Genomic DNA, 21494 nt, shown 5'->3' on the forward strand with positions numbered 1-21494 from the left:
ACTCCGCTACGCTCCGTCACCCTGAAGGCAGCACAATCCCCCATAGTAAACGAAACCAACCAACAAAGCCGCAAGCACACCCAAGACTCTCATAGAAACTGGCTCAAAGTTCGGGGTCACTCCATTTCCGTGGCGATGGCGCAGGGACGCTCGCCGGAGCCGATGTGGACATCGGCGCTCCCAGCACTGAGGTGCGGTGCCAGGACAAAATGCCAGGCTTGGATGACACTCGGTTAAGGGGCTTTTTTCGTGAATAGAGCCGTGTGAGAAGTGCACGCGCGCGCCTGATCGGCTTGCGCATTCGCATTGTGCACCCATTGAATTAGAATATTTTATATCAGGCTATGTGTACATAATGCCTGGCATCTTTTTTATCAATGAAGTTTACTAAAAAATGAAAACACGCTTTCTATTTATCATTGCTTTAATTCAGTTCATTGTCGTTCCGTTTTCTTGGTCGGCTGATACGAGCGCCGTGATTTTTGAAAAATTACGGGGAGTTTTGAACATGCGACTAAAACCTTACAAGCCGCAGGAAAAAGATTTTATGGCTTCCGTTAAGCCTTCCTCGGTGGCCAACGAATCTCTCGATAACTATAACAGCGCTGAATATGTGTTTGTGATCGATAGCCCAAAAAACATCGCTCAGAAAATTCTGGTGACCGTTGATGTGCGGGAATACCCTGATTCAACAGTTGCAGAAAAAAGATTTTGGCAACTGCGCGAGACTACTAGTTCTCCCGGTCCATTGTATCAGAATACACGTGGCTTCGATGTTCTTACTATAAATGGCAATTCGGTCAAAGGCCTGCTGGGAAAGAATACTTTCGAAATGTCATGTGTTGGCAAACAAGGTGTTCCCGATCCCTTTGCTGGAAGCAACGTCAAACCAAATCCTGATGCTGGATGGTATTCAGGCATGGCCGATTTTATGTTGGATACATGGAAAGAGGCGCAAGGATTGCCTCATTCCGGCCTCGGGATTGCCCTTGCTGATCCTGGACCAATGAAAGCAAGCATATTCAGAGAAGAGCCAGTTCAGGATTTGAAAAAATAATGCAGCCGTTCGAAGAACCCAGTTGAAAAAGCGTGCAAACAAACAAGGCCGTAAATTCGCCAAATGCTGCTGTGGGACGGGAGCCGGAGTGGGCTGACGTGGAGTACGCTGCGAGTGGGGAGACCGGAGCCGGCTTCCTGCTTCGCCGAGGCTTCGAAGGACGTGAAAACCGGTACTACAGTGCGTAGAGGTGGAGGCTCGGGGGCGCTGTGTTGATTCCTGCGCTGGGTGTTTGCGGCGCAGAGGGATCGAGGACGAGCTCGAGTAGGAGGACGGGGACGAAGTGAACCGGTGTTCTTCGCGCTGGATGTTGGCAGAGCGAGAGGATCGAGGACGAGGACGAATCTAGCCGGGCAAGGGTACGCGGATGGTGAATTGCGTGCTGAGGCCGGGGTGGCTTTCGAGGTCGATGGTGCCGCCGTGGACTTCGATGGCGCGCTTGACGATGGAGAGGCCGAGGCCGGTGCCTTTGGACTCCTGGGTGCTGCGGTAGAAGCGCTTGAAGACGTAGGGGAGGTCTTCGGGACGGATGCCGATGCCGTCATCGGTGACGGTGATGATGCACTCGTGCTGGGTCCAGCGGCCGGTGATGGCGATGCGGAGGCCGGTGCGGGGATTTTCTTTGAGGGCGTTTTCGATGAGATTGGAGAAGATCTGATCCCAGTAGAAGCGATCGCCGCTGAGGAGGCCGCCTTCGGGCGGGAAGTCGAGGGTGATGTGGGGCTGGCGGATCTCGATGAGGGGGGTGAGATGCTCGATGGCATCATGCACGCAGGCGCGGACGAGAAAGGTTTCGGTCTTGAGGGGTTCTTCGAGTCCTTCAAGCCGGGAGATGGTGAGCATGTCGTCGATGATGCGCATCATGCGGCGGGAGTGCTTTTCCATGACATCGAGGCAGCGCACCAGGGAGGTGGTGTTTTTGATCATGCCGCTTTTCAGCGTCTCGATGTAGCCGTGGATGAGGGAGAGGGGGGTGCGGAGCTCATGCCCGGCGCTGGTGACGAAGTCCTGGCGGGTCTGGGCGATGGTGTCGTGCTCGGTGCGGTCTTCGACCATGACCCAGATACCGGTGCGGGGGCCTTCGCTCCAGGGGGAGGCGGAGAGGTGGTAGTGGCGCTCATGGCTCCACTCGGCGGCGTAGGAGTGGGGGAGCGGGAGGCGGAGCTCCCCTTCGACGCGGGCGCGGCGGGCGCGGGCGTCTGCGATGATGCGGGTGATGGCCTCCAGGCTGGGTGCGGTGCCGAGGGGGCGGCCTTCCTCCAACGAATGCGGGAGGAGCATGACGCTCATGGCGAGATTGGCGAAGACGATGGTGTCGGTGTCGTCAATGACGAGGATGCCCTGGGGGGCTTCATTGAGGAGGGTGCCAAAGAGGCGGCAGTCGTCCTGCATGCACATGGGCGAGGCGGTTTCTGCCTGCTCTGTTTTTTGTGCTGCCTGCGCCGGGGCCGTCATCACCTGCATAGTGTCATGCTTCTGCGTCTGCGAGCTCCTGGATGGTGCTGTGGAAGAGGTAGCCCTGGCGGCGCAGGGTGCCGATGTGGCGGCCGTGGTCTCCGAGCTTGTCGCGCAGGCGTTTGATGTGGGTGTCGAGGGTGCGGGAGTGGGTGTCGTCTGCGTAACCCCAGACGGCGCTGAGGAGCTCGCTGCGGGAGTGGATGACGTCCGGATTGGCCATGAGGGTGGTGATGAGCTTGAGCTCGGTGATGGTGAGTTCGACAAGCTTTCCGCTGATGGAGAGGGACATGTTTTTGCGGTCGAGGAGGAACTCGCCGATGCGCTGCTCTGCGAGCATGACGACTTTCTGGGAGCGGCGGAGGACGGCGCCGATGCGGAGCATGAGCTCGCGGGGGCTGAAGGGCTTGGTGAGGTAGTCGTCCGCGCCGCTTTCGAGCCCGGCGATGCGGTCATTCGTCTGCGCACGTGCGGTGAGCATGATGACGGGGATGTGGCGTGTGCGGGTGTCTGCGCGGAGGCGGCGGTGGACCTGGACGCCGTCGATGCCGGGGAGCATGATGTCGAGGACGATGAGGTCGGGGGCGGTCTTGACGGCCATGGGGAGGACGGCGAGTCCATTGCCCACGGAGTCGACTTCGTGGCCTTCTCGCTGGAGGTGGAGGCTTACGAGTTCGACAATATCCTTCTCATCATCGACTACCAGGATTCTGCTCATGTTCGGGTGACGAGACTGTGACGGCAGGAATGGAGGGCTGCCAAAGACAAGCATGTTACGATCTCGTCGCAGAGTGTGTGAGCGGGGTGAGTGTGACGGATTTGTTGCGGAAGGTGGTGAAGGAAAAAGGGTGTGTGGAGCGGGGGTGGCTGAGGCGTGGGATTTTGATGGGTTTGAAGGGCTGAGGCGGTGGTGGTTTTGGTTTTGGGCGCTGCATGGGGACGGTGTGGTGGAGGCTTGAAAAGGACGCAAAGGACAGAAGGGACGGAAACGACGGATGGAGCTGGGGGCACTGCGAACGGCTGACAGCAGGGTGGTCACATTATTGTGACGAGGTAGCGTTTGAGGCAGAGGGAGGCTCGTCTCAATGATGGGGCATGTTCAAGCCACGACATGATGAACTCCGATGCTTCCTCCAATGGCGCAAGCAGACGCGCTTTATCCGCCATCATGGCGGGCCGATCATGGCGGTGGGACTGTTTGTGACGTGCCTGTGGTCGGTGTGGCGGGCGTTTGAGAGCCGGCAGGCGCAGCAGGAGAGCGCGCCGGCGGTGGAGACCAAGCGGATGCATGAAATGGACCTCACGCTGCAGGCTTCGAAGATGCCGAAGTGGTGAGGCGGTGGCGGTGTGGATGGGCTGTGCGGGGTGGTTGGACAAGATTTACAGGATGGTGGGAATGACAGGATTATGGATGGGGTGGTGCGGTGTAGTGTGGGATCGCGGGGTGGAAGGGAGTGGTGGCAGGCCGGGTGACGAAAACGTTTTACTTGGGGTGTTTCACAGCGGGCGGTGAAGGGCGATGTCTGGTGACAAGGTCGTTACTATTCACAGTGTGTCCGCGTGTTTGGCGGAGGTGGATGAGTGGCGGCGGCAAACGGACCCCCTCCCCTTCCCTTCTCTGCTTCCTATGAAAACGAAACTTCGCATCAAGACGCTGTTCATGTCCGACGTGCATCTGGGCATGGCGGACTCGAAGGCGGTGCAGGCGGCGCATCTGATCCGGCACTGCAAGTGCGAGAAGCTGGTGCTCAATGGTGACATCATCGATGTGTGGGCGCTGAAGAGCTCAGGGCGCTGGAGGCAGGAGCACACGCACTTTGTGCGGACGGTGCTGAAAAAGATGGAGAAGGAGAACACGGAGGTGATCTACCTGCGCGGAAATCACGATGACATCCTGGAGAAGTTTCTGCCGTTCAAGCTGGCGGGGCTGTCTCTGGTGGACGAGCACATCCATGAATCTCCGCACGGGCGCTACCTGGTGGTGCACGGGGATGGATTTGACCATGTGACGACGAACCATGTGTGGCTGGCGAAGGTGGGCGCGGTGGGCTATGAGCTGCTGCTGCGCGTGAACCGGATGTACAACGCCTGGCTGCGCTGGCGGAACCAGGAGGCCTTTTCGCTGAGCCGGTGGGTGAAGATGAAGGTGAAGGGCGCGGTGAGCTTTGTGGGGCGGTATGAGGAGCAGCTGCAGAAGCTGGCGAAGTGGAAGGACTGCCATGGGATCATCTGCGGCCACATCCACACGCCGGCGGACAAGATGATCGAGGACGTGCACTACCTGAACTCAGGCGACTGGGTGGAGAGCATGACGGTGGTGGTGGAGCATCTGGACCGGACGTTTGAGGTGCTCAGTTATCATGACTTCTGCCGCCTGACGGGACGTGCGCCGAAGGGCACGGACCTGAGCATGAATGTGAGCGACATCAGCCACCGGCCGCTGGGCCTGCCTGCGCCAGTGGTGGCGTCTGAGGCGGGTGAGGAGGAGGATGCGGAGGAGATGGCGGGGGTGTAGGGGTGGGTGCAGGGTTGTTGGTTCTTGGTTGTTGGGTGCGATTGAGCTTGGAGCGGGCAGATTGAGTATGGGGAAAGCTGAGGCGGCTGGGGGACGTTGGTTGGAGGATGAAACGATTTTTGCTCTGCCTTGCTCTTGTGGCTCCCCTTCCCGCTGCGGAGCGTCCTGCGGTGACGGTGCCGCGCCAGACGAGCGGTGACACGGCGGTGCAGCCGAAGTGGGAGGAGGGGCTGAGGATCACGGTGGGGCCGCAGGATGCGGACATCGTGGGCAGTGATCAGCGGGCGATCCAGGCGGCGGTGGACTACTTGGCGCGGCTGGGTGGCGGAACGGTGCACCTGAAGGCGGGGACGTACCGGCTGCGGAATGCGGTGTATTTGCAGTCGGGGGTGAACCTGACGGGCGAAGGCGACAAGACGGTGCTGATCAAGGAGCCGTCTGTGATGACGCCGCTGAAACTGGACAGCGACTGGTATGACCAGGAGATCACGCTGCATGATGCGAGCGGATTCCGCGTGGGGGACGGGGTGTGCCTGCGGGCGAAGGATGCGAAGACGGGACGGCAGACGGTGATCAAGCGGACGCTGGTGGCGCGGAGCGGGAACCGCTTCAAGCTAGACAAGGCGCTGCGTGAGAACCTGTGGCAGATGAACGAGGCGACGTGCGCGACGCTGTTTCCGCTGCTGAGCGGCGAATTTGTGAATGATGTGAGGATCGAGAATCTGGTGCTGGACGGCAACCGTGAGCACAATGCGGAGCTGGATGGGAACTACGCGGGCTGCATTTTTCTGCAGGACTGCAACCGCTTCCACATCAGCGGGGTGACGGCGCGCAACAACCACGGGGATGGGATCAGCTGGCAGATCTGCCATGATGTGGTGGTGGAAAACTGCGTGAGCGAAAACAACAGCGGGCTGGGTTTGCACCCGGGGAGCGGCTCGCAAAGGCCGATCATCCGCAACAGCACGCTGCGCGGGAATAACATCGGGATTTTCTTCTGCTGGGGCGTGAAGTATGGGCTGGCGGAGGGCAATCAGATCGAGGGGAACCGCGTTGGGGTTTCCATCGGCCATCGTGACACGGACAATCTGGTGACGGGGAACACGATCCGGGGCAGCAAGGTGAACGGTCTGCTCTTCCGCCCGGAACGCGGCCCGGACTTTGCGGGGCACCGCAACCGGATCGAGAAGAACCGCTTCATCGACAACGCGCCCGAAGGCGGGGCGGTGATCGACATCCAGGGCGGGACGGAAGCGATCACGATCAGCGAGAACCAGTTTACGGAAACACGGGGCGGGAAGGCGCGTGTGGAGGTGAAGCAGGGGCCGGAGACGAAGCGGATCGTGATTGAAGGCAGCCGGAGCGAGGGGTTTTAGTGCTTTCGTTTCGCTCGCATGATGAACTTTGCCTGCTCGGAGCGTTAGAATGCGCTTCACTCAACCACCATGAAATCCAAGCTGCTTCTCCTTGCTGTTCTCGCGTCGTCTCTTGTCCGTGCTGAGGACAGCCGGCTGCAGGCGCCGAAGGATCTGAACGGGTATTTTCCTTTCAATCCGCCGTCTTCGCTGAGTGAGTGGGATGTGCGGAGGGAGCAGGTGCGGAGGCAGATCCTGGTGGCGGAGGGGCTGTGGCCGATGCCGACGAAGACGCCGCTGAATGCGGTGGTGCACGGGAAGGTGGAGGGGGATGGCTTCACGGTGGAGAAGGTGTACTTTGAGAGTGCGCCGGGATTTTTTGTGACGGGGAGCCTGTGGAAGCCGAAGGTGATCAAGGGCAAGGTGCCGGGGGTGATGTTTGCGCACGGGCACTGGAAGGATGCGCGGCTTTCGATTGAGACGGATGCGAAGGTGCGGGCGGAGATCGCGGCGGGGGGCGAGCGTTTTGAGCGGGGCGGGAAGAGCATTTTTCAATCGCTCTGCATTCAACTGGCGCGGATGGGCTGCGTGGTGTGGCAGTGGGACATGCTGAGTGATTCGGACTCAGTGCAGATCCCGCGTGAGATCGTGCACACATTTGCGAAGCAGCGGCCGGAGATGAACACGGCGGAAAACTGGGGGCTGTACAGCCCCCAGGCGGAGGCGCACCTGCAGTCGATCATGGGGCTGCAGACGTGGAACGCGGTGCGTGGGCTGGACTTCCTGCTGTCTTTGCCAGAGGTGGATCCAGAGCGCACGGCGATCACGGGTGCGAGCGGTGGTGGCACGCAGACGATGCTGCTGGCGGCGATTGACGACCGCATCAAGCTTTCCTTTCCATGCGTAATGGTGAGCACGGCGATGCAGGGTGGCTGCACGTGCGAGAACACTTCGCTGCTGCGGATCAACACGGGCAATGTGGAATTTGCGGGCCTCTTTGCGCCGAAGCCGCAGGGCATGAACACGGCGAATGACTGGACGAAGGAAATGGCGACGAAGGGTTTTCCTGATCTGCAGAAGCTGTACACGACCTTTGGCAAGAAGGACAATGTCTTCCTGCTGCGCGGGGAGCACTTCCCGCACAACTACAATGCGGTGACGCGCTCGGCATTTTACACGTTTGTGAACAAGCACTTCAAGCTGGGGCAGGAAGCGCCGGTGATCGAGAAGGACTATGAGCCGCTGACGCGGGAGCAGCTGACAGTTTGGGATGAGAAGCACCCTGCCCCGAAAGCGGGTGATGTGGAGTTTGAGCGGAAGCTGCTGAAGTACCTTGCTGAGGATGCTGAAAAGCAGGTGAAGGCGGCTGATCCGAAGGTGTTGCGTGAGGGCATCGAAGTGGTGATCGGCCGGACGTATGACAAGGCGGGCGAGGTGGAGTGGACGCTGAAGGACAAGCAGGACCGCGGTGACCACCTGGAAATGACGGGGACGCTGACGAACAAGACCTACAACGAGGAGCTGAGCGTGGCCTGGCTGTACCCGAAGGAGTGGAACGGCCGTGTGGTGATCTGGCTGGATGATGCGGGCAAGTCCGGCATCGCGAACGCGCAGGTGAAGGAAGTGGTGAAGGGTGGCGCGGCGGTGCTGGGGGTGGATCTGCTGTTTCAAGGGACCGAACTGGCGAAACAGAACCGGCTGGTGGCGAATCCGCGTGAGTTTGCGGGATACACGTATGGCTACAACAGCGCGCTCTTTGCGCAGCGGACGCATGATGTGCTGACGCTGACGACTTTCCTGCGGAACACGAAGGTGGGCACGCACCCGAGTCCGAAGTCGGTGTGCATCGCGGCGCTGGGTGAACAGACGGGACCCATCGCGGTGGCGGCGCGTGCGGTGGCGGGCGAGGCGATCGACCGTGCGGCGTATGACACGCATGGCTTCCGCTTTGGGAAGGTGCTGGATTATCGTGATGCGATGTTCCTGCCGGGTGGCGCGAAGTATCTGGACCTGCCAGGGATGCTCAAGGTGCAGGGGCCGCACCAGCGCTGGGTGCGTGGTGAGGGCAAAGACCCGGAGGCAGGGCTGGTGGAGTGGCTGCTGAAGTAGGCGGGTGCGCGGACCACGCCGCGCCGGATGGTGGGGCGTGGCATGGGGTGCTGGTCTGTGGTGGCTCAGGACGGGGTGCCAGGCGGACGAGTGGCCTGTGCGCCCGGCTCGCGAAGTGCGCGCCGTGTTTGCTGCCTGCGCATCAACTCAGAGGCCGACGTCGCAACTGCCGCAGCGTGTAGAAGGGCGCATCTGACTCAGGCATGCGGCGCGCGCCTTTTTTGCGCTTCGGCCCGAAGAGATCGCGCTGCGCACTGAAGACGCCTTCCACGAAGGCCTGGCTGCCCAGGGCCACGCCGTCGCTGAAGTAGCGCACGCGCAGGTGCACAAGTTCGGCGGGGCTGAGCTTGCCTTTTTCCGCCAGCACGGTGCGTGCGGACTCGGCGCTGATGCCACGAGATACCACCTTCTCATTCTGCGCGTCTTTGATTTCTCGCCCCTCGGCGTGCAGCAGGCAGCGGTAGGCTTCGGCAGCGCCGCTGCTCTTCCAGCCGTCCACCGGTTTGCCCTGCGCTTTGCACAGGCCGCGCTGGGCCCTGCGGCTGCCGCCGAGGGCTTCGGCGTAGCCACACCAGCGGTAGTCCTTGGGATCTTTAACAAGGCCGGCGCGCACGGGATTGAGATCGATGTAGGCGGCCATGGTGCGCAGGGCTTCGCCTTTGCCTTCGACGATGACGCTCTTAAAGCGGTCCATCCACAGCGTGCCGTGGCGTCCGCGGCGCTTGTTGAACCAGCGGCTGAAGCGTTCTTTGACCTCTTTGACGAAGAGCGAGAGGTCGCAGAAGCGTTTTTTGAGAGCGGCGATCCGCTGCTCGGCCAGGACGGCCATGCCACGCGCGCGGAAGTCGGCGAGTTCATCGCGCAGCAGGCCCAGATAAGCGCGGCTGTAGAGCGTGCGGAGGTGGTCGAAGAGCCGTGCCTCGCCCTCGGGGCCGTCGAAGCGCTGCAGCCAGGTGTCGCGGTGCGGCACCTCGGCCAGCAGGTGGAAGTGATTACCCATGACGCAGTAGGTGACCACCTTGATGCCGGAGAATTCGGCCATGCGCCAGATCACGCGGCGCAGCGCCTCTTTTTCCACGTCATCAAACAGCACCTCGCCGCCGCAGGTGCGTGACATGACGTGGTAGCAGTAGGACTCCAGCGGGCCTTTGCCCAGCACACGGAACCGCCCGCCAGACCAGGAACGCGCGCCGGGATAGAGGCCGGTTTTCGCATTCACACCGACAAGCTGCTCCTCAAGCGGGAGCGACTGAGGATCAGAGGATTGGGCATGCTTCATGGGGCGGAATGTGCGAGGAACGGCAACGGGTGCAACAACTAAATGCCTGGCATTATTTTAGAACCGGCGTTCGAGCAAGCTGGAGCTTGGGGACTCTTTACTGGATCAGGGACTCCAGATCGTCTTCGGTGAGGCCTTCCATCATGGGGGTTTGGTCGTTGAGGGCGGCTTCGACGAGGCCGCGTTTTTGGGCCTGGAGTTTGAGGATGCGTTCTTCGACGGTGCCGCGGATGGCGAGGCGGTAGGCGTTGACGACTTTCTGCTGGCCGATGCGGTGGGCGCGGTCGATGGCCTGGGATTCGACGGCGGGATTCCACCAGGGGTCGGCGAGGATGACGTTGTCGGCGGCGGTGAGGTTGAGGCCGTAGCCGCCGGCTTTGAGGCTGATGAGGAAGATGCGGCAGTGCGGGTCTTTCTGGAAGCGGGCGACCTGCGCGGAGCGGTCCTGGCTGCTGCCGTCGAGGTAGGCGTGGTCGAGTTTTTCGGCCTTCAGGTGGTCGCGCATGAGGTGCAAAAAGCGGACGAACTGGCTGAAGACGAGGAGCTTGCCGCCGGACTCCATGACGGATTCGATCTGCCCGAGGAGGGCGGGCCATTTGCCGGAGAGGTCGTCCTGGCCGAGGCCTTTGAGGGCGTCGGGCTGGACGCCGGTGAGGCGGAGATCGCAGCAGACCTGGCGGAGGCGCAGGAGCACGGTGAACATGGTCATCTTGGCGCCGTTCTGGCCGGAGCGGCGGCGGGCGGCTTTGATCTCCTCGCGGCCTTCTTCCAAAATCTTGCGGTAGAATTCGCTCTGCGCGGCGCTGGGGGTGCACCACAGGACCTGCTCGATCTTCTCGGGCAGGTCCTTGAGCACCTGGCGTTTGGTGCGGCGGAGGAAATAGGGGAGGGTCAGTTTTTGCAGGCGCTGGGCGGCGGCGCGGCCTGCGGGGAGGTCCAGACCGGACTGGATGGGGCTTTCAAAACGCTCTTTGAAGGAGCTCTGATTTCCCAAATACCCCGGCAGGGCGAAGTGGAAAATGGACCACAAATCGCGCACGCCGTTCTCCAAAGGGGTGCCGGTGAGGGCGATCCGGCCGCTGCAATGGAGGCTGCGGAGGGTCTTGGCGGCGTCGGTGTCGGGGTTGCGGATGAAACTGGCTTCGTCCAGAAGAATTAAACCAAAGCGGATATTTTGGTAATGTTTAATATCTCTGATGATCAATTGATAAGAGGTCAATATCACGTCAAAAGAGGAAATCGTGCCGAGCGCTTTTTCGCGGCCTGCGCCCTGAATTTGAAGCACCTTCAGGGTGGGTGCGAAGCGCTCGAACTCGGACTGCCAGTTGCCGAGGAGGGACTTGGGGCAGACGACCATCATGGGGCCACACTGGTCGCCTTTGCGCTGCTTAAGGAAGAGCGCCACGGCGATGCTCTGGACGGTTTTGCCCAGACCCATCTCATCGGCCAGGATGCCGCCGCGCCCACGCAGGATGCGGGAGGTCATCCAGCAGACGCCTTCCATCTGGTAAGGGCGGAGCATGCCGGCGAGATCGCCAATCTCTGCCAGCACCTCACTGCTTGTAATGCTGATCTCGTTAGCAACGCCTGCGGCTTCATCGCCAAAATAGGCGGCGTGGGCTCCGTGGACGCGAGCACCTTCAGGGGTGAGCTCCATGGGGACATCCCGCAGGGATTCCTCCAAATCATCCACCGCGGCGATGTCGAGAATGTAACGCTTGCCATTGGCACCTCTGACCGAGCTTTGGCCGGAGCGGACGAGGCGCAAAACTTCGGCACGGGGAAGGCGGAAGCCGTCGGTGGATTCGTAGGCGAACTCCATGCTGAGCCAGTCGCCGCCGCCCCTCTGCCCATCGGCAGGGACGAACTTGGTCTTGGGTGCGATGCGCTGGATGCCGCCAGTCGCGGAGCGCCAGCGCTCTCCTTCTGTAACGGTAGCGAGGTTACGAAGCTGTGGGAGTTCGGAGGCGTAGAAGCGCAGGACGTTCTCACTGCCCTGCAGTCGCAGGACCTGCCCCTCAGGCTTGAATCCGAGGGCCTCCAAACGGCGCAAAAGGCGAAATTCTGCCTCTATGTTTTGGATGTAGAATACAAAGCCATTTGATTCATCTTGAAGTGGGAAGATGGAATGAGTGCCATCGGAATGTCGCACGGGCCAGGTGTGCGTATTGTAACGGGCGGATAGTTTCACATCCACCACCTGAAGCGAGCCGTCGAGCTGGATTTCGAACTGGCAGGGCACGGGGGCGACGTGGAATTTCTCCAGGCCAGCGCCGCGCAGTTCCATCTGGAAGCATTCGCCTAGAGACTCCCCCTGCTCTGCCAGCCAACGTAACGGCTTGATAACGTTTGAACGACTCAGCTCTCCCGCAAGGGTGGCGAGGGCCGGGGTGTCGGCCAAGTGGCGGAAGAGGGAGGCGGTCTCCTGGCAGATCCACCACGCGCCCATGACGTGCTTTTGGTGAGCACCCTCCAGTTTGAGGCGGACGGTTTGGGCATCGACGGACTCGACCACCAGCGGCAGGCGCACCAGCTCAGGGGCCACATGGAGGGGGCGCTCCTGGCCGTTTGGCTTGCCGACGAAGACGCGGGGGTGCTCGGCCAGAGTTTCCAGGAAGGTGTTCAGGCCCGCGCCTTTGAGGGAGATGGGGAGGCTCTGGGGCTGCTTGATCCCCTGACTGGCGAGCCAGGCGGCGAAGAGGGAGGACTCGCCCTCGCCGCCGGGGGTGTATTTGACGAAGACGCCGAAGGGCTCGCGGACTTGGCCCTGCAGGAGGGGTTCGGGGAGGTAGAGGGAGTACTGGCCGGGGATTTGGAGCGGGGTGAGGCGGGGCTTTGTAACGGTGGAGGCTCCGGAACTGGCCGAACCCGGGACTCCACTGCCCGATCTTCCCGAGGCGGCTGACGCCGGTGCTGCGTAACTCGCGCCACCGGAACGCGGCCTGCTGGCACCGCTTTGCTCACGCACATGAGCGAGGGCCACGGCCAAGGCGTGCTCGCACATCATGCCGCTGCGGCGGGCGTGGGGGCAGGTGCAGAGGTTTTCCACATCCGAGGAGGTGCGGATGCGCAGGCCGGTGGTGAATTTCAGTTTTCCAGAGCCCGCGGTGCCGCGGATGAGGCCGTCACTGCTGCTGGTGACGACGGCCAGACCGGCATCCACCAAGGAGCGTGCGGACTTCATCACCGCCCAACCGCCAATTTCTCCGAGCCATTTCTCTGTGATTTCCATTTCGTGCTGGCGTGTCCCATGGTTTATCTGCAAAGTCCAGTGCCAAGTACCTATGAGGATTGTCGCCATTTCCAACCAGAAAGGCGGCGTCGGTAAAACGACGACCGCTTTGAACCTCGCCGCGTGCCTCACCCAGCGCGGGGTGCGGGTATTGCTGGTGGATCTTGACCCCCAGGCGAATGCCACCAGCGGACTCGGGCTGGCTCAGGAAGACGGCGGGAGCCTGTATTCCGCCCTCGTGGAAGGCACGGACCCGCGTCTGGCCATCCGCAGCACCCGGCTGCCAAACCTCTCCATCATCCGCTCCCATCAGGAGCTGGCGGGTTGTGAAATCGAGCTGGCCCAGGCGGGCAATCATATGGCCCGCCTGAAGGAAGTGCTGGCTCCGCTGCGTGATTCCGGCCATTTTGACTACGCCATTCTGGACACCCCACCCTCCCTCGGCGTGCTGATGACGGGCGCCCTCGCGGCGGCTGACGAATTGGTGGTGCCCATCCAGTGCGAGTATTTTGGCCTCGAAGGTCTTTCCAAGATCGTGAATGTGGTGCAGCAGATCCGCGAGTGCGGAGCGAATCCGAACCTGCTGCTGGAAGGCATTGTCATGACGATGTATGACAGCCGCGCCAATCTGGCGAACCAGGTGGTCAATGACGTGCGCAATTACTTTGCCGAGACCTGCTACCAGACGCTGATCCCGCGCACGGTGCGCCTGGGCGAGGCGCCGAGCTTTGGCAAAAGCATCATCGAGTATGAGCCCTCCGGCCGTGGTGCGCAGGCTTACCGGGCGCTGGCGGATGAATTCCTGGCCCGGCGCACGCTGGCACAAGCTCCCGCCGTGGCGGCAGCTTAGCACTGGAGGAGCGGCGGGGTTTGGCTGGGAGCGCTGGTTTTTTAACCGGCTCTGGACGAACGTGCCCAGGCGAGGTGCGAGGAGGAAGCCATGGAGGCGGTGTGGAAGAGGTGGCTGGCGTGAGCGCTTCGGCCAGTTAGAGCGTTTTAAATTATTTCATAGCCTCACTTCTCATTCATGGCGAGGCGCGCCTAGAAGCGAATCCCATCTCCCCCCTCGAGGGCGAAATATCGTCCAGCATATGTTGGGGGAACCGTAGCGCAGCGGAGATCGATGAAGTCAAAGGTTAGGGTGAGGGGGCCGCGCCGTATGCCTGCGAAGCCGCCGGGCTTCCCCTCACCCCAGCCCTTTGACTCACTTCGTTCGCCCTTCGGGCTGCCTGAGCAGTCTATCTCCGCTGCGCTCCGGTTCCCCGAAGAGAAAATGGGTTGGTTGTCGTTTTTTATGGGCGGGGAGAGGGAGAACCGCGTTTGCCGCCCAGGATTTGTAGGACACGAAATAATTTAGAATGCTCTAAAAACTGGCGCTCCCAGCAATGAGGGCCATGGCCTTTGCGGCGTGGGCGGCGTAAGAATCACCCATGTCTTGGCAATCGCCCCATGAAGAATCCCCGCGCGGCGTGCCGAACGCGAAGGGCATCCATGGGCGCGGCGCCGGACACAATCCGGACCAGCGGTTCGCGGAGCTGCATGTGGACTACGACGCCGGCGAAGCGCCGGAAAAGGTGGCCACAAAGTTTCTGCGGGATCATTCGTCTTCGGTCATCTCGCGCAACAGCAGCCCGGACCTGCCCTTTGAGGCCAGCCTGAATCCCTACCGTGGCTGCGAACATGGCTGCGCCTACTGCTATGCGCGGCCCACGCATGAGTACCTGGGCTTCTCCGCCGGGGTGGACTTTGAGTCCCGCATCATGGTCAAGGAGAACGCCCCTGCCCTGCTGCGCGCCGAGCTGCTGAAGCCGAGCTACAAACCGGTGACGCTCTCGCTCAGCGGCGTGACGGACTGCTACCAGCCGATTGAGAAAAAGCTGCGCATCACGCGGGGCTGCCTGGAAGTGCTGGCCGAGTGCCGCCATCCGGTGGTGCTGATCACGAAGAACCACCTCATCACGCGGGATGTGGATCTGCTGGCGGAGCTGGCGCGGCATGCGGCGACGGCGGTGTATATATCAATCACGACGCTGGATTCTGAACTGGCGCGCAAGCTGGAGCCGCGTGCGTCATCGCCGAAGATGCGGCTGGAGGCGATCCGCCTGCTGCATGAGGCGGGTGTGCCGGTGGGCGTCTCCACCGCGCCGATCATCCCCGGGCTGAACGATTCGGAAATCCCCGCGCTGATTGAGGCCGCGCACGCGGCGGGGGCGCAGTTTGCGGGATACACCGTGGTGCGGCTGCCCTTTGCGGTGAAGGACGTGTTTCGCGCGTGGCTGGACCAGCACTTCCCCGGCATGCGGGACAAGATTCTGAGCCGCATCGAGGAGACACAGGGGAAGACGATGTCTCACGGTGAATTTGGCAAGCGGCTCAAGGGCATGGGCGTGTGGTCGGAGCAGATCGCGGCGATGTTCAAGGTGTCGGTCAAACGTGCCGGCATGCTGCACCGGAGGCCGGAGGTGAGCGCGGAGGCGTTTCGGCGGCCACGGGATGCGGGTGGGCAGATGGAGTTGTTCTAAGGGTGAACTGGAGTTCCTCCCTCTGTCGCCTCCTTGATGCGCTGCTGAATTTCGGATTCAGAGAGTTTCATAGCCTGGAGGAGGGAAGTGTAGTTGTGGAGAGCCTTTTGAGAATTGGGGTGATCAGCACCCAAAATGTTGATCGAAATACGCAAAGCTCGATGCATCAGCGGCTCAGCCTCCGCCAGCTTGCTCGTGTCCTGAAGCACCAGCGCGAGATTGTTAAGATCTCGAGCGACCTTAGGATTTTCCGAACCAAAACTAGCCTCGTCGATCTGCAAGGCCCGACGAAGCAGGGGCTCTGCCTCTGCCATCCTGTTTGTATGGTGTAGCAACGAGGCAAGATTATTGAGGAGAATGGCTACTGTGGGATGTTTCGGGCCGAAGCAGGCCTCGCTGATGTGCAATGCCCGGCGCATCAGCGGTTCCGCCTCTGTCAGCCGGTTCATGTCCTTGAGTAAGTCCGCGAGGTTATTAAGATCAGCTCCAACCTTGGCATGCTCCGAGCCAAAACTGGACTCGTCAATCTGCAAGGCCCGACGAATCAGCGGCTCTGCTTCCGTCAGCCGATTCGTATCCTGAAGTAATGATGCGAGATTACTTAGATGGATAGCAACTTGGCGGTGCTCCGAACCAAAGCAAGCCTCGCCGATCTCCAATGCCTCGCGCATCAGCAGTTCCGCTTCTACCAGCCGGTTCGTAGTATGTAGCAATGAAGCAAGGTTGCCGAGAGCATCGATAGTTTTGGAAGGACTATCCCCGAAGGCATCTTTAGACCATTCTAATGCGCGACGGAGGCGTAGCTCAGCTTCTCGATAACGACTGGCGTGCTCGTATAAGCGAGCCAGTTCATAAACCCACATTAATACATGAGGCAACAACTCCGCCGAGGGCGGATCGCCCGCCTCGCTTATACGGCGCTCCAGTTCGATGACGCGAAAAGCCTTTTCGTCGTAAGGAAGGGCATCGACCATGTCGTAACCAGAGAAAGCCTCACTTCTAAGCTGCTCAATCGGCACAGGTTCCGGCACAAATTCAAACTGGTGGCTGCGGTAGCGCCAGAAGTCGGGGGCGTGGTCGTAGAGGAGGGTGATGGCGTATTCGGCCAGCCAGAAGACGACGGGGCAGCGGAGCTTTTCCCAGCGTTCGCGCGAGGCATTGAGAACGCGCAGCGTAGGCTGGTTTTCACTGCCAGATGGAATGCTGGCCTCGATGTCGAGGATGAAGACGGCACGGGGTGGAACGTCTGTGATTTGAGATTCGACATGACGCAGCACGCTTTCCACACCGGCGGGAAGCGTGACGACGAGAATGCCGGGGGTCTCATCGCAGAAGCGTTTGACCAGCGAGTCACGTAAAGACCGGCTATCGCAGACCGCAAAGCTCAGCGAGAAGGTCCCTTCGGAGAACTGCAGCATGCGGCGAAACGCGGCGAGTTCCTGGACCTGACGATGTGTGTCAGGGGCTTCTTCCTTCACAACCGACTGGAGGTTCCGGCTCATGGTTGTCCGGCAGGACGGGACGCGGGCGGTTGCAACTGATCAATGGCCGGGTTGACGCCATACCATTCTTCATCGTTGCGATAGAGAAGCAGGGCACGGCTGTCGAGAAGCTGGCGGAAGGCTTTTTCATTGCCCTCCGTGCGTTCGATCTGGCCTGTGCGGCGCGCTTCTTCGATGAGAAGCCAGTGATCGGCACGAAGCTGACGGCGATAGCTGCGCATGAGCTCAAAACGGCAGCGCTTCACCCCTTGGCTAGTGATGGGCAGGCCATCGGTGACAAGCGCCTCGCGGATGAAGTTCATGAGTTCCGTGGGCTGGCCGCCGGTGAGCTTGATGAGGTCGTCGCGCACTTTGCCAGATTGAAAAAGAACGTCATCACCCGCGCCTACACTGGTGAGCCGGGCGCTGATGATTTCGCGGAATTTTTTAATCCCGGGAGTGAATGCCTTATTCTCCGGAGGCGGTGTCTCGATCTTGGTCATCGGCACCACCGGAAGATGCCCGCCATAAACGCGCCGGATATTGGCGTCATGATGGGAATAGGCCAGCTCAATCGGCAGCGTGTAGATGACGTGGCACTTGAAGGCGGTGAGCTGGGCGGAGCGGTGGATGAAAAGCCGCTCGGTGGTCAGCATGCCGGTGTCCTTGATCTCCCGGGTGATCATTTTATCAAGGTCATCCACAACGACCACGAGGCCGCGGCAGCCTTTCTCGTTAAGCTTAAGAACGGCCTCCCCAATGATGTCATTGGCCGCGCTGAGCCAGTTGTCAGTGTCAGGCTCCAATGCCTCGCGGATCTTGCGGCGAGACTCGGGACTGCTGCGAATGGTGCTGGTAATCTTGGCCATGCCCACCTCGAGCTCCATTTCATCCAGCGAGACCTCGCTGAATGCGAGTTCCTTGAGCCGCTGCCAGCGGTCTTTGAAATAACCGGGCTTCAGTTCGATTCCTGCACGCTCACGAAGCTGGCCCGCAATCTGGCGGATCATGGCAATGAGAACATCCGGGAAATCAATGTCATTGCGATCAAGTTCATCATCGGCCTGAACCTGGACCACAAACATGCGATCCGCTCCGTTGGTGGGAGTTTCAAGAGCCTGCCGAAGCTGCCAAAGTTCGGTGCTTTTGCCGCTGCCGCGATGGCCGGTCAGCACCTGACATGACGGTCCGTTGGTCAGCAATATCTTCTTTTTCAGATGTGAGACGATTCCGCTGTGACCGCGCACCTCATCAAGATCGACATACAAAGCCTGCTGGCCTTTGTGGAGGGGCGAAGGATCGAAGGCGTTGTAGATGCGTTTGAGGGTTTCGTCCATGCAAGAGAGTGACTGATACGAAGGATGCGGCAACCTCAAACCTGTATCTCAGACCGCCCGGGAGGCAACGAGGGTTTTTGAGCATCCCCGCCCTCATGCCAGCCTTGCCAATTTTGCCGATGGCCGTATTAGGTGGCTGATGCCCGACGTCGCCAAGCCAGCCCATGCACCGGCGGACAGAGCCACTCCGGCTTCCTGTGCGCCGATTTTAAGCAGTGTTGAGCACTACAGGCTGCTCAGCTGCCTACTGGATTCGATTTCGCATTTGCGTGCATTTCAAGGACAAGCAGGGGGCGTTTGTGCTGGTGAGCCGGTCTGAGGCGGAGTATCTGGGGGCCTGCGATCCGGCGGAGGTGATCGGCAAAACGGACTTCGATTACTTCGAGCCCGCACTGGCGCAGGCCGCCATGGAGGATGAGCTGGAGCTGATGCGGATGGGCCGGTCCATCACCGGCAAGGAGGAGAAAAAGCGGCTGCTGGACGGGCGCACGGGCTGGGCGCTGGTGACGAAGATCCCGCTGCGCGATGCGGATGGCGGCATCATCGGCACCTGCGGAATTTCCAAGGACATCACGGCGCTCAAGGAGACCGAGGAGGCGCTGTACAAAGCCAATGCCGCTCTGGCTTCGCAGAAGGCGCTGCTGGAGCAGTCCATGGCGGAGCTGCAGCAGACGAAGCTGGAACTGGTGCAGCAGCTGGCGCTGCGCGAGCGCGTGGAAGACGAACTCGTGCGCGCCAAGCGTGAGGCGGAGGAGGCCAGCAGCGGGCTGGGCCCCTTCTTCCAGGTGGCGCTGGACATGCTGTGCATCGCGGGCATGGACGGGTATTTTAAGCGCATCAATCCGGCCTTCTGCACCACACTGGGCTACACGGAGAAAGAGATGCTGGGCCAGCCTTTCCTGGAATTTGTGCATCCTGAGGACCGGCCGAAAACCGTGGCGGCGGTGGAGCGGCTGGAGGCGGGGCTGAACCTGGTGAATTTCATCAATCGCTACAAGCACAAGAACGGCGGCTACCTGTGGATCGAGTGGACGGCTGCGCCGAATGCGGGGAAGACGGCGATCTATGCGGCGGCGCGCAACATCACCCAGCGCATTCAGACGGAGGACGAGCTGCGCATGGCGCGTGCAGCGGCGGAGGCGGCGAACCAGGCCAAGAGCACCTTCCTCGCAAACATGAGCCATGAGATCCGCACGCCGATGAACGGAGTGCTGGGCATGACGGAGCTGCTGCTGAACACGCGCATGACCTCGGATCAGCGCGGTTACTTGAACCTCGTACGGCAGTCGGCGGATTCACTGATGACGGTGCTCAATGACATCCTGGATTTCTCCAAGATCGAGGCCGGCAAGATGGACCTGGACAGCCATGAGTTTGACCTGCGCGACTCCATCGGGGACACCCTGCAAACGCTGGCGCTGCGCTCGGCGGAGAAGGAGATCGAGCTGGCATATCTGGTGAAACCCGACGTGCCGGACTGCCTGATCGGCGACATCTGCCGACTGCGGCAGATCATTCTCAATCTGGTAGGAAATGCCATCAAGTTCACGCCGCGTGGGGAGATCGTGGTGGAGCTGCGCGTGGAGAGCCGGACGGAGGACCGGGTGACCCTGCATGTGCAGGTGTCTGACACGGGCATCGGCATCGCCAAGGACAAGCAGGCCAACGTGTTTGAATCCTTCACGCAGGCGGAGAGCTCCACGACGCGGCGCTTTGGCGGCACCGGGCTGGGCCTGACCATTTCCAGGCAGCTGGTGGAGCTGATGCAGGGGCGCATGTGGCTGGAGAGCGAGCCGGGCAAGGGCAGCGTCTTCCACTTCACCGCACAGTTTGAACTGGCCCCCCAGAAGCCGGACGCGGCGCGCCTGCTGCCCGATCAACTGCGCGAGTTCCGGGTGCTGGTGGTGGATGACAATGCGACGAACCGCACGATCCTCGAGGAGATGCTCAAGGCCTGGGAGCTGCGGCCGCTCCTAGCCGCCAGTGGTGCGGAGGCTTTGGATCTTTTGGAGCAGGCCCAGGCGGAAGGCGCGCCCATCCCGCTGGTGCTGCTGGACTACATGATGCCGGAGATGGATGGCGCAGAAGTTTGCCGCCAGATCCGGGAACGGTTTGGCGACAGCGCCCCGAAGATTTTGATCCTCTCCTCCGGTGGCAATCTGACCGCCGAGATCGGCGATGAAAATCTGGGCTATGAACGCTGCCTGACCAAACCGGTGAAGCACTCGGATCTCTTTGATACGATCAGCCGTGTGATGGGCGGGCTGATGGCCGATGATAAAACGGGCGGCGCCTATGACATGCCGGGGCCGCAGAGCCTGGCGCCGATGAAGCTGCTGCTGGCGGAGGATGGCCGGGTGAACCAGCTCGTGGCCATCAAGATGCTGGAGGACCGCGGGCATGAGGTCACGCTGGCCTGCAATGGACGCGAGGCTTTGGACATCCTCGCCGGGCAGAGTTTCGATGCGATCCTCATGGACATCCAGATGCCTGAGATGAATGGATTTGAGGCCACGCAGGCCATCCGAGAAAGCGAGGCGGGCACCGGCCGGCATGTGCCGATCATCGCCATGACGGCGAATGCGATGAAGGGGGATCGCGAGCAGTGCCTGGCTGCGGGGATGGATGACTACATCGCCAAGCCCATTCACTCGACGGAGCTTTATCCCCTGCTGGAAAAGCATGCCAGCCGCAGCGAGAACGCCACGACGGATCCCCTGCCCTGCGGTGCGGCGTGCCACGAGCCCGTGTTCGACGCCGCTACTTTCTGCGATAACATTGGCGATGGTCCGCTGATGCTGGAGCTGATCCGGCTGTTCTTTGAGGAGTCGCAGCCCATGCTCGGCCATGCCTGCCTGGCGCTCCATGAACTGGATGCCGAAGCGCTGCATGAAGCCGCCCATTCTTTGCAGGGACTGGTGGGGAATTACGCCGCCGCACCGGCCTTCAACGCGGTGACCGCGCTGACTCAATGCACGCGAAATGGGAATCTGCTGCAGGCGGGCAAGCTGCTCGCGCAGGTGACGGATGAAATCGGGCGGCTGCGGGAAGCGCTGGCGGAGTTTGCGAAGGAGCTGGAGTGAGCCCTCCTTCATCATAAGGCGAGAGCGCTGACCGTGAGTGTCTTTCGTTTATGCAAAAATGAAATGTCG

The 21494-nt window shown here is 61.0% G+C and carries 14 protein-coding genes; 8 read left to right on the forward strand and 6 right to left on the reverse strand.

Translation table 11 applies throughout. From position 1 onward, the window contains the following. Window positions 1–394: 394 nt before the first annotated feature. A complete protein-coding gene (locus ACILSL_RS22205; protein WP_395734257.1) occupies window positions 395–1057 on the forward strand; it encodes a hypothetical protein in 663 nt (220 codons plus the stop codon). Between the two features lie 345 nt (window positions 1058–1402). Here ACILSL_RS22205 and ACILSL_RS22210 read toward each other — a convergent pair whose 3' ends face one another. After that, the gene (locus ACILSL_RS22210; protein WP_395734281.1) at window positions 1403–2512 is read right to left on the reverse strand and encodes a sensor histidine kinase; all 1110 of its coding nucleotides are present in this window, start codon (window positions 2510–2512) and stop codon (window positions 1403–1405) included. 13 nt (window positions 2513–2525) lie between these two features. Then, window positions 2526–3230: a response regulator transcription factor gene (locus tag ACILSL_RS22215; protein WP_395734258.1), complete on the reverse strand. Its 705-nt coding sequence runs from the start codon at window positions 3228–3230 to the stop codon at window positions 2526–2528. Between the two features lie 377 nt (window positions 3231–3607). Between ACILSL_RS22215 and ACILSL_RS22220 the strand changes: the two genes are divergently transcribed. The 4 genes from ACILSL_RS22220 (at window position 3608) to ACILSL_RS22235 (ending at window position 8491) form a co-directional block, all read left to right on the forward strand. Beyond that, on the forward strand, window positions 3608–3847 hold the full coding sequence (locus tag ACILSL_RS22220; protein ID WP_395734259.1) for a hypothetical protein: 240 nt from the start codon (window positions 3608–3610) through the stop codon (window positions 3845–3847). Window positions 3848–4139: 292 nt separating this feature from the next. After that, window positions 4140–5027, forward strand: coding sequence for a UDP-2,3-diacylglucosamine diphosphatase (locus ACILSL_RS22225; RefSeq protein ID WP_395734260.1), 888 nt, complete (start codon window positions 4140–4142; stop codon window positions 5025–5027). A 107-nt stretch (window positions 5028–5134) separates the two neighbouring features. Beyond that, entirely contained in the window at window positions 5135–6403 is a 1269-nt protein-coding gene (locus tag ACILSL_RS22230; protein ID WP_395734261.1) for a right-handed parallel beta-helix repeat-containing protein, read from the forward strand. 69 nt (window positions 6404–6472) lie between these two features. Continuing rightward, complete coding sequence (locus tag ACILSL_RS22235) at window positions 6473–8491, forward strand: alpha/beta hydrolase family protein (RefSeq protein ID WP_395734262.1); 2019 nt, start codon at window positions 6473–6475, stop codon at window positions 8489–8491. Window positions 8492–8633: 142 nt separating this feature from the next. Here ACILSL_RS22235 and ACILSL_RS22240 read toward each other — a convergent pair whose 3' ends face one another. Next, window positions 8634–9770, reverse strand: a complete 1137-nt coding sequence (locus ACILSL_RS22240; RefSeq protein WP_395734263.1) for a transposase — start codon at window positions 9768–9770, stop codon at window positions 8634–8636. Between the two features lie 97 nt (window positions 9771–9867). Continuing rightward, window positions 9868–13002, reverse strand: a complete 3135-nt coding sequence (locus ACILSL_RS22245; RefSeq protein ID WP_395734264.1) for a DEAD/DEAH box helicase — start codon at window positions 13000–13002, stop codon at window positions 9868–9870. 52 nt (window positions 13003–13054) lie between these two features. On the opposite strand from ACILSL_RS22245, the gene ACILSL_RS22250 reads away from it, so the two are divergent. Beyond that, the gene (locus ACILSL_RS22250; RefSeq protein WP_395734265.1) at window positions 13055–13852 is read left to right on the forward strand and encodes a ParA family protein; all 798 of its coding nucleotides are present in this window, start codon (window positions 13055–13057) and stop codon (window positions 13850–13852) included. Between the two features lie 580 nt (window positions 13853–14432). After that, the gene (locus ACILSL_RS22255) at window positions 14433–15524 is read left to right on the forward strand and encodes a PA0069 family radical SAM protein (RefSeq protein ID WP_395734266.1); all 1092 of its coding nucleotides are present in this window, start codon (window positions 14433–14435) and stop codon (window positions 15522–15524) included. On the opposite strand, the gene ACILSL_RS22260 is transcribed toward ACILSL_RS22255, so the two are convergent. Both ACILSL_RS22260 and ACILSL_RS22265 read right to left on the reverse strand, forming a co-directional pair. After that, window positions 15521–17026: a tetratricopeptide repeat protein gene (locus ACILSL_RS22260; RefSeq protein WP_395734267.1), complete on the reverse strand. Its 1506-nt coding sequence runs from the start codon at window positions 17024–17026 to the stop codon at window positions 15521–15523. The two genes, ACILSL_RS22255 and ACILSL_RS22260, sit on opposite strands and share 4 nt — an antisense overlap. Beyond that, window positions 17023–18342, reverse strand: coding sequence for a hypothetical protein (locus ACILSL_RS22265; protein WP_395734268.1), 1320 nt, complete (start codon window positions 18340–18342; stop codon window positions 17023–17025). The genes ACILSL_RS22260 and ACILSL_RS22265 overlap by 4 nt, the downstream gene beginning before the upstream one ends. Before the next feature lie 269 nt (window positions 18343–18611). Here ACILSL_RS22265 and ACILSL_RS22270 point away from each other — a divergent pair, with 269 nt between their 5' ends. Further along, window positions 18612–21425, forward strand: coding sequence for a response regulator (locus ACILSL_RS22270; RefSeq protein WP_395734269.1), 2814 nt, complete (start codon window positions 18612–18614; stop codon window positions 21423–21425). Window positions 21426–21494: the final 69 nt, after the last annotated feature.

Source organism: Prosthecobacter sp. (genome assembly GCF_044222345.1).
GTDB lineage: Bacteria > Verrucomicrobiota > Verrucomicrobiia > Verrucomicrobiales > Verrucomicrobiaceae > Prosthecobacter.

Bases quoted from the DNA above. Each gene is read 5' to 3' on its own strand.
- ACILSL_RS22205 (WP_395734257.1), top strand. From the start codon at position 395: ATGAAAACACGCTTTCTATTTATCATTGCTTTAATTCAGTTCATTGTC.
- ACILSL_RS22210 (WP_395734281.1), bottom strand. From the start codon at position 2,512: ATGACGGCCCCGGCGCAGGCAGCACAAAAAACAGAGCAGGCAGAAACC.
- ACILSL_RS22215 (WP_395734258.1), bottom strand. From the start codon at position 3,230: ATGAGCAGAATCCTGGTAGTCGATGATGAGAAGGATATTGTCGAACTC.
- ACILSL_RS22220 (WP_395734259.1), top strand. From the start codon at position 3,608: ATGTTCAAGCCACGACATGATGAACTCCGATGCTTCCTCCAATGGCGC.
- ACILSL_RS22225 (WP_395734260.1), top strand. From the start codon at position 4,140: ATGAAAACGAAACTTCGCATCAAGACGCTGTTCATGTCCGACGTGCAT.
- ACILSL_RS22230 (WP_395734261.1), top strand. From the start codon at position 5,135: ATGAAACGATTTTTGCTCTGCCTTGCTCTTGTGGCTCCCCTTCCCGCT.
- ACILSL_RS22235 (WP_395734262.1), top strand. From the start codon at position 6,473: ATGAAATCCAAGCTGCTTCTCCTTGCTGTTCTCGCGTCGTCTCTTGTC.
- ACILSL_RS22240 (WP_395734263.1), bottom strand. From the start codon at position 9,770: ATGAAGCATGCCCAATCCTCTGATCCTCAGTCGCTCCCGCTTGAGGAG.
- ACILSL_RS22245 (WP_395734264.1), bottom strand. From the start codon at position 13,002: ATGGAAATCACAGAGAAATGGCTCGGAGAAATTGGCGGTTGGGCGGTG.
- ACILSL_RS22250 (WP_395734265.1), top strand. From the start codon at position 13,055: ATGAGGATTGTCGCCATTTCCAACCAGAAAGGCGGCGTCGGTAAAACG.
- ACILSL_RS22255 (WP_395734266.1), top strand. From the start codon at position 14,433: ATGTCTTGGCAATCGCCCCATGAAGAATCCCCGCGCGGCGTGCCGAAC.
- ACILSL_RS22260 (WP_395734267.1), bottom strand. From the start codon at position 17,026: ATGAGCCGGAACCTCCAGTCGGTTGTGAAGGAAGAAGCCCCTGACACA.
- ACILSL_RS22265 (WP_395734268.1), bottom strand. From the start codon at position 18,342: ATGGACGAAACCCTCAAACGCATCTACAACGCCTTCGATCCTTCGCCC.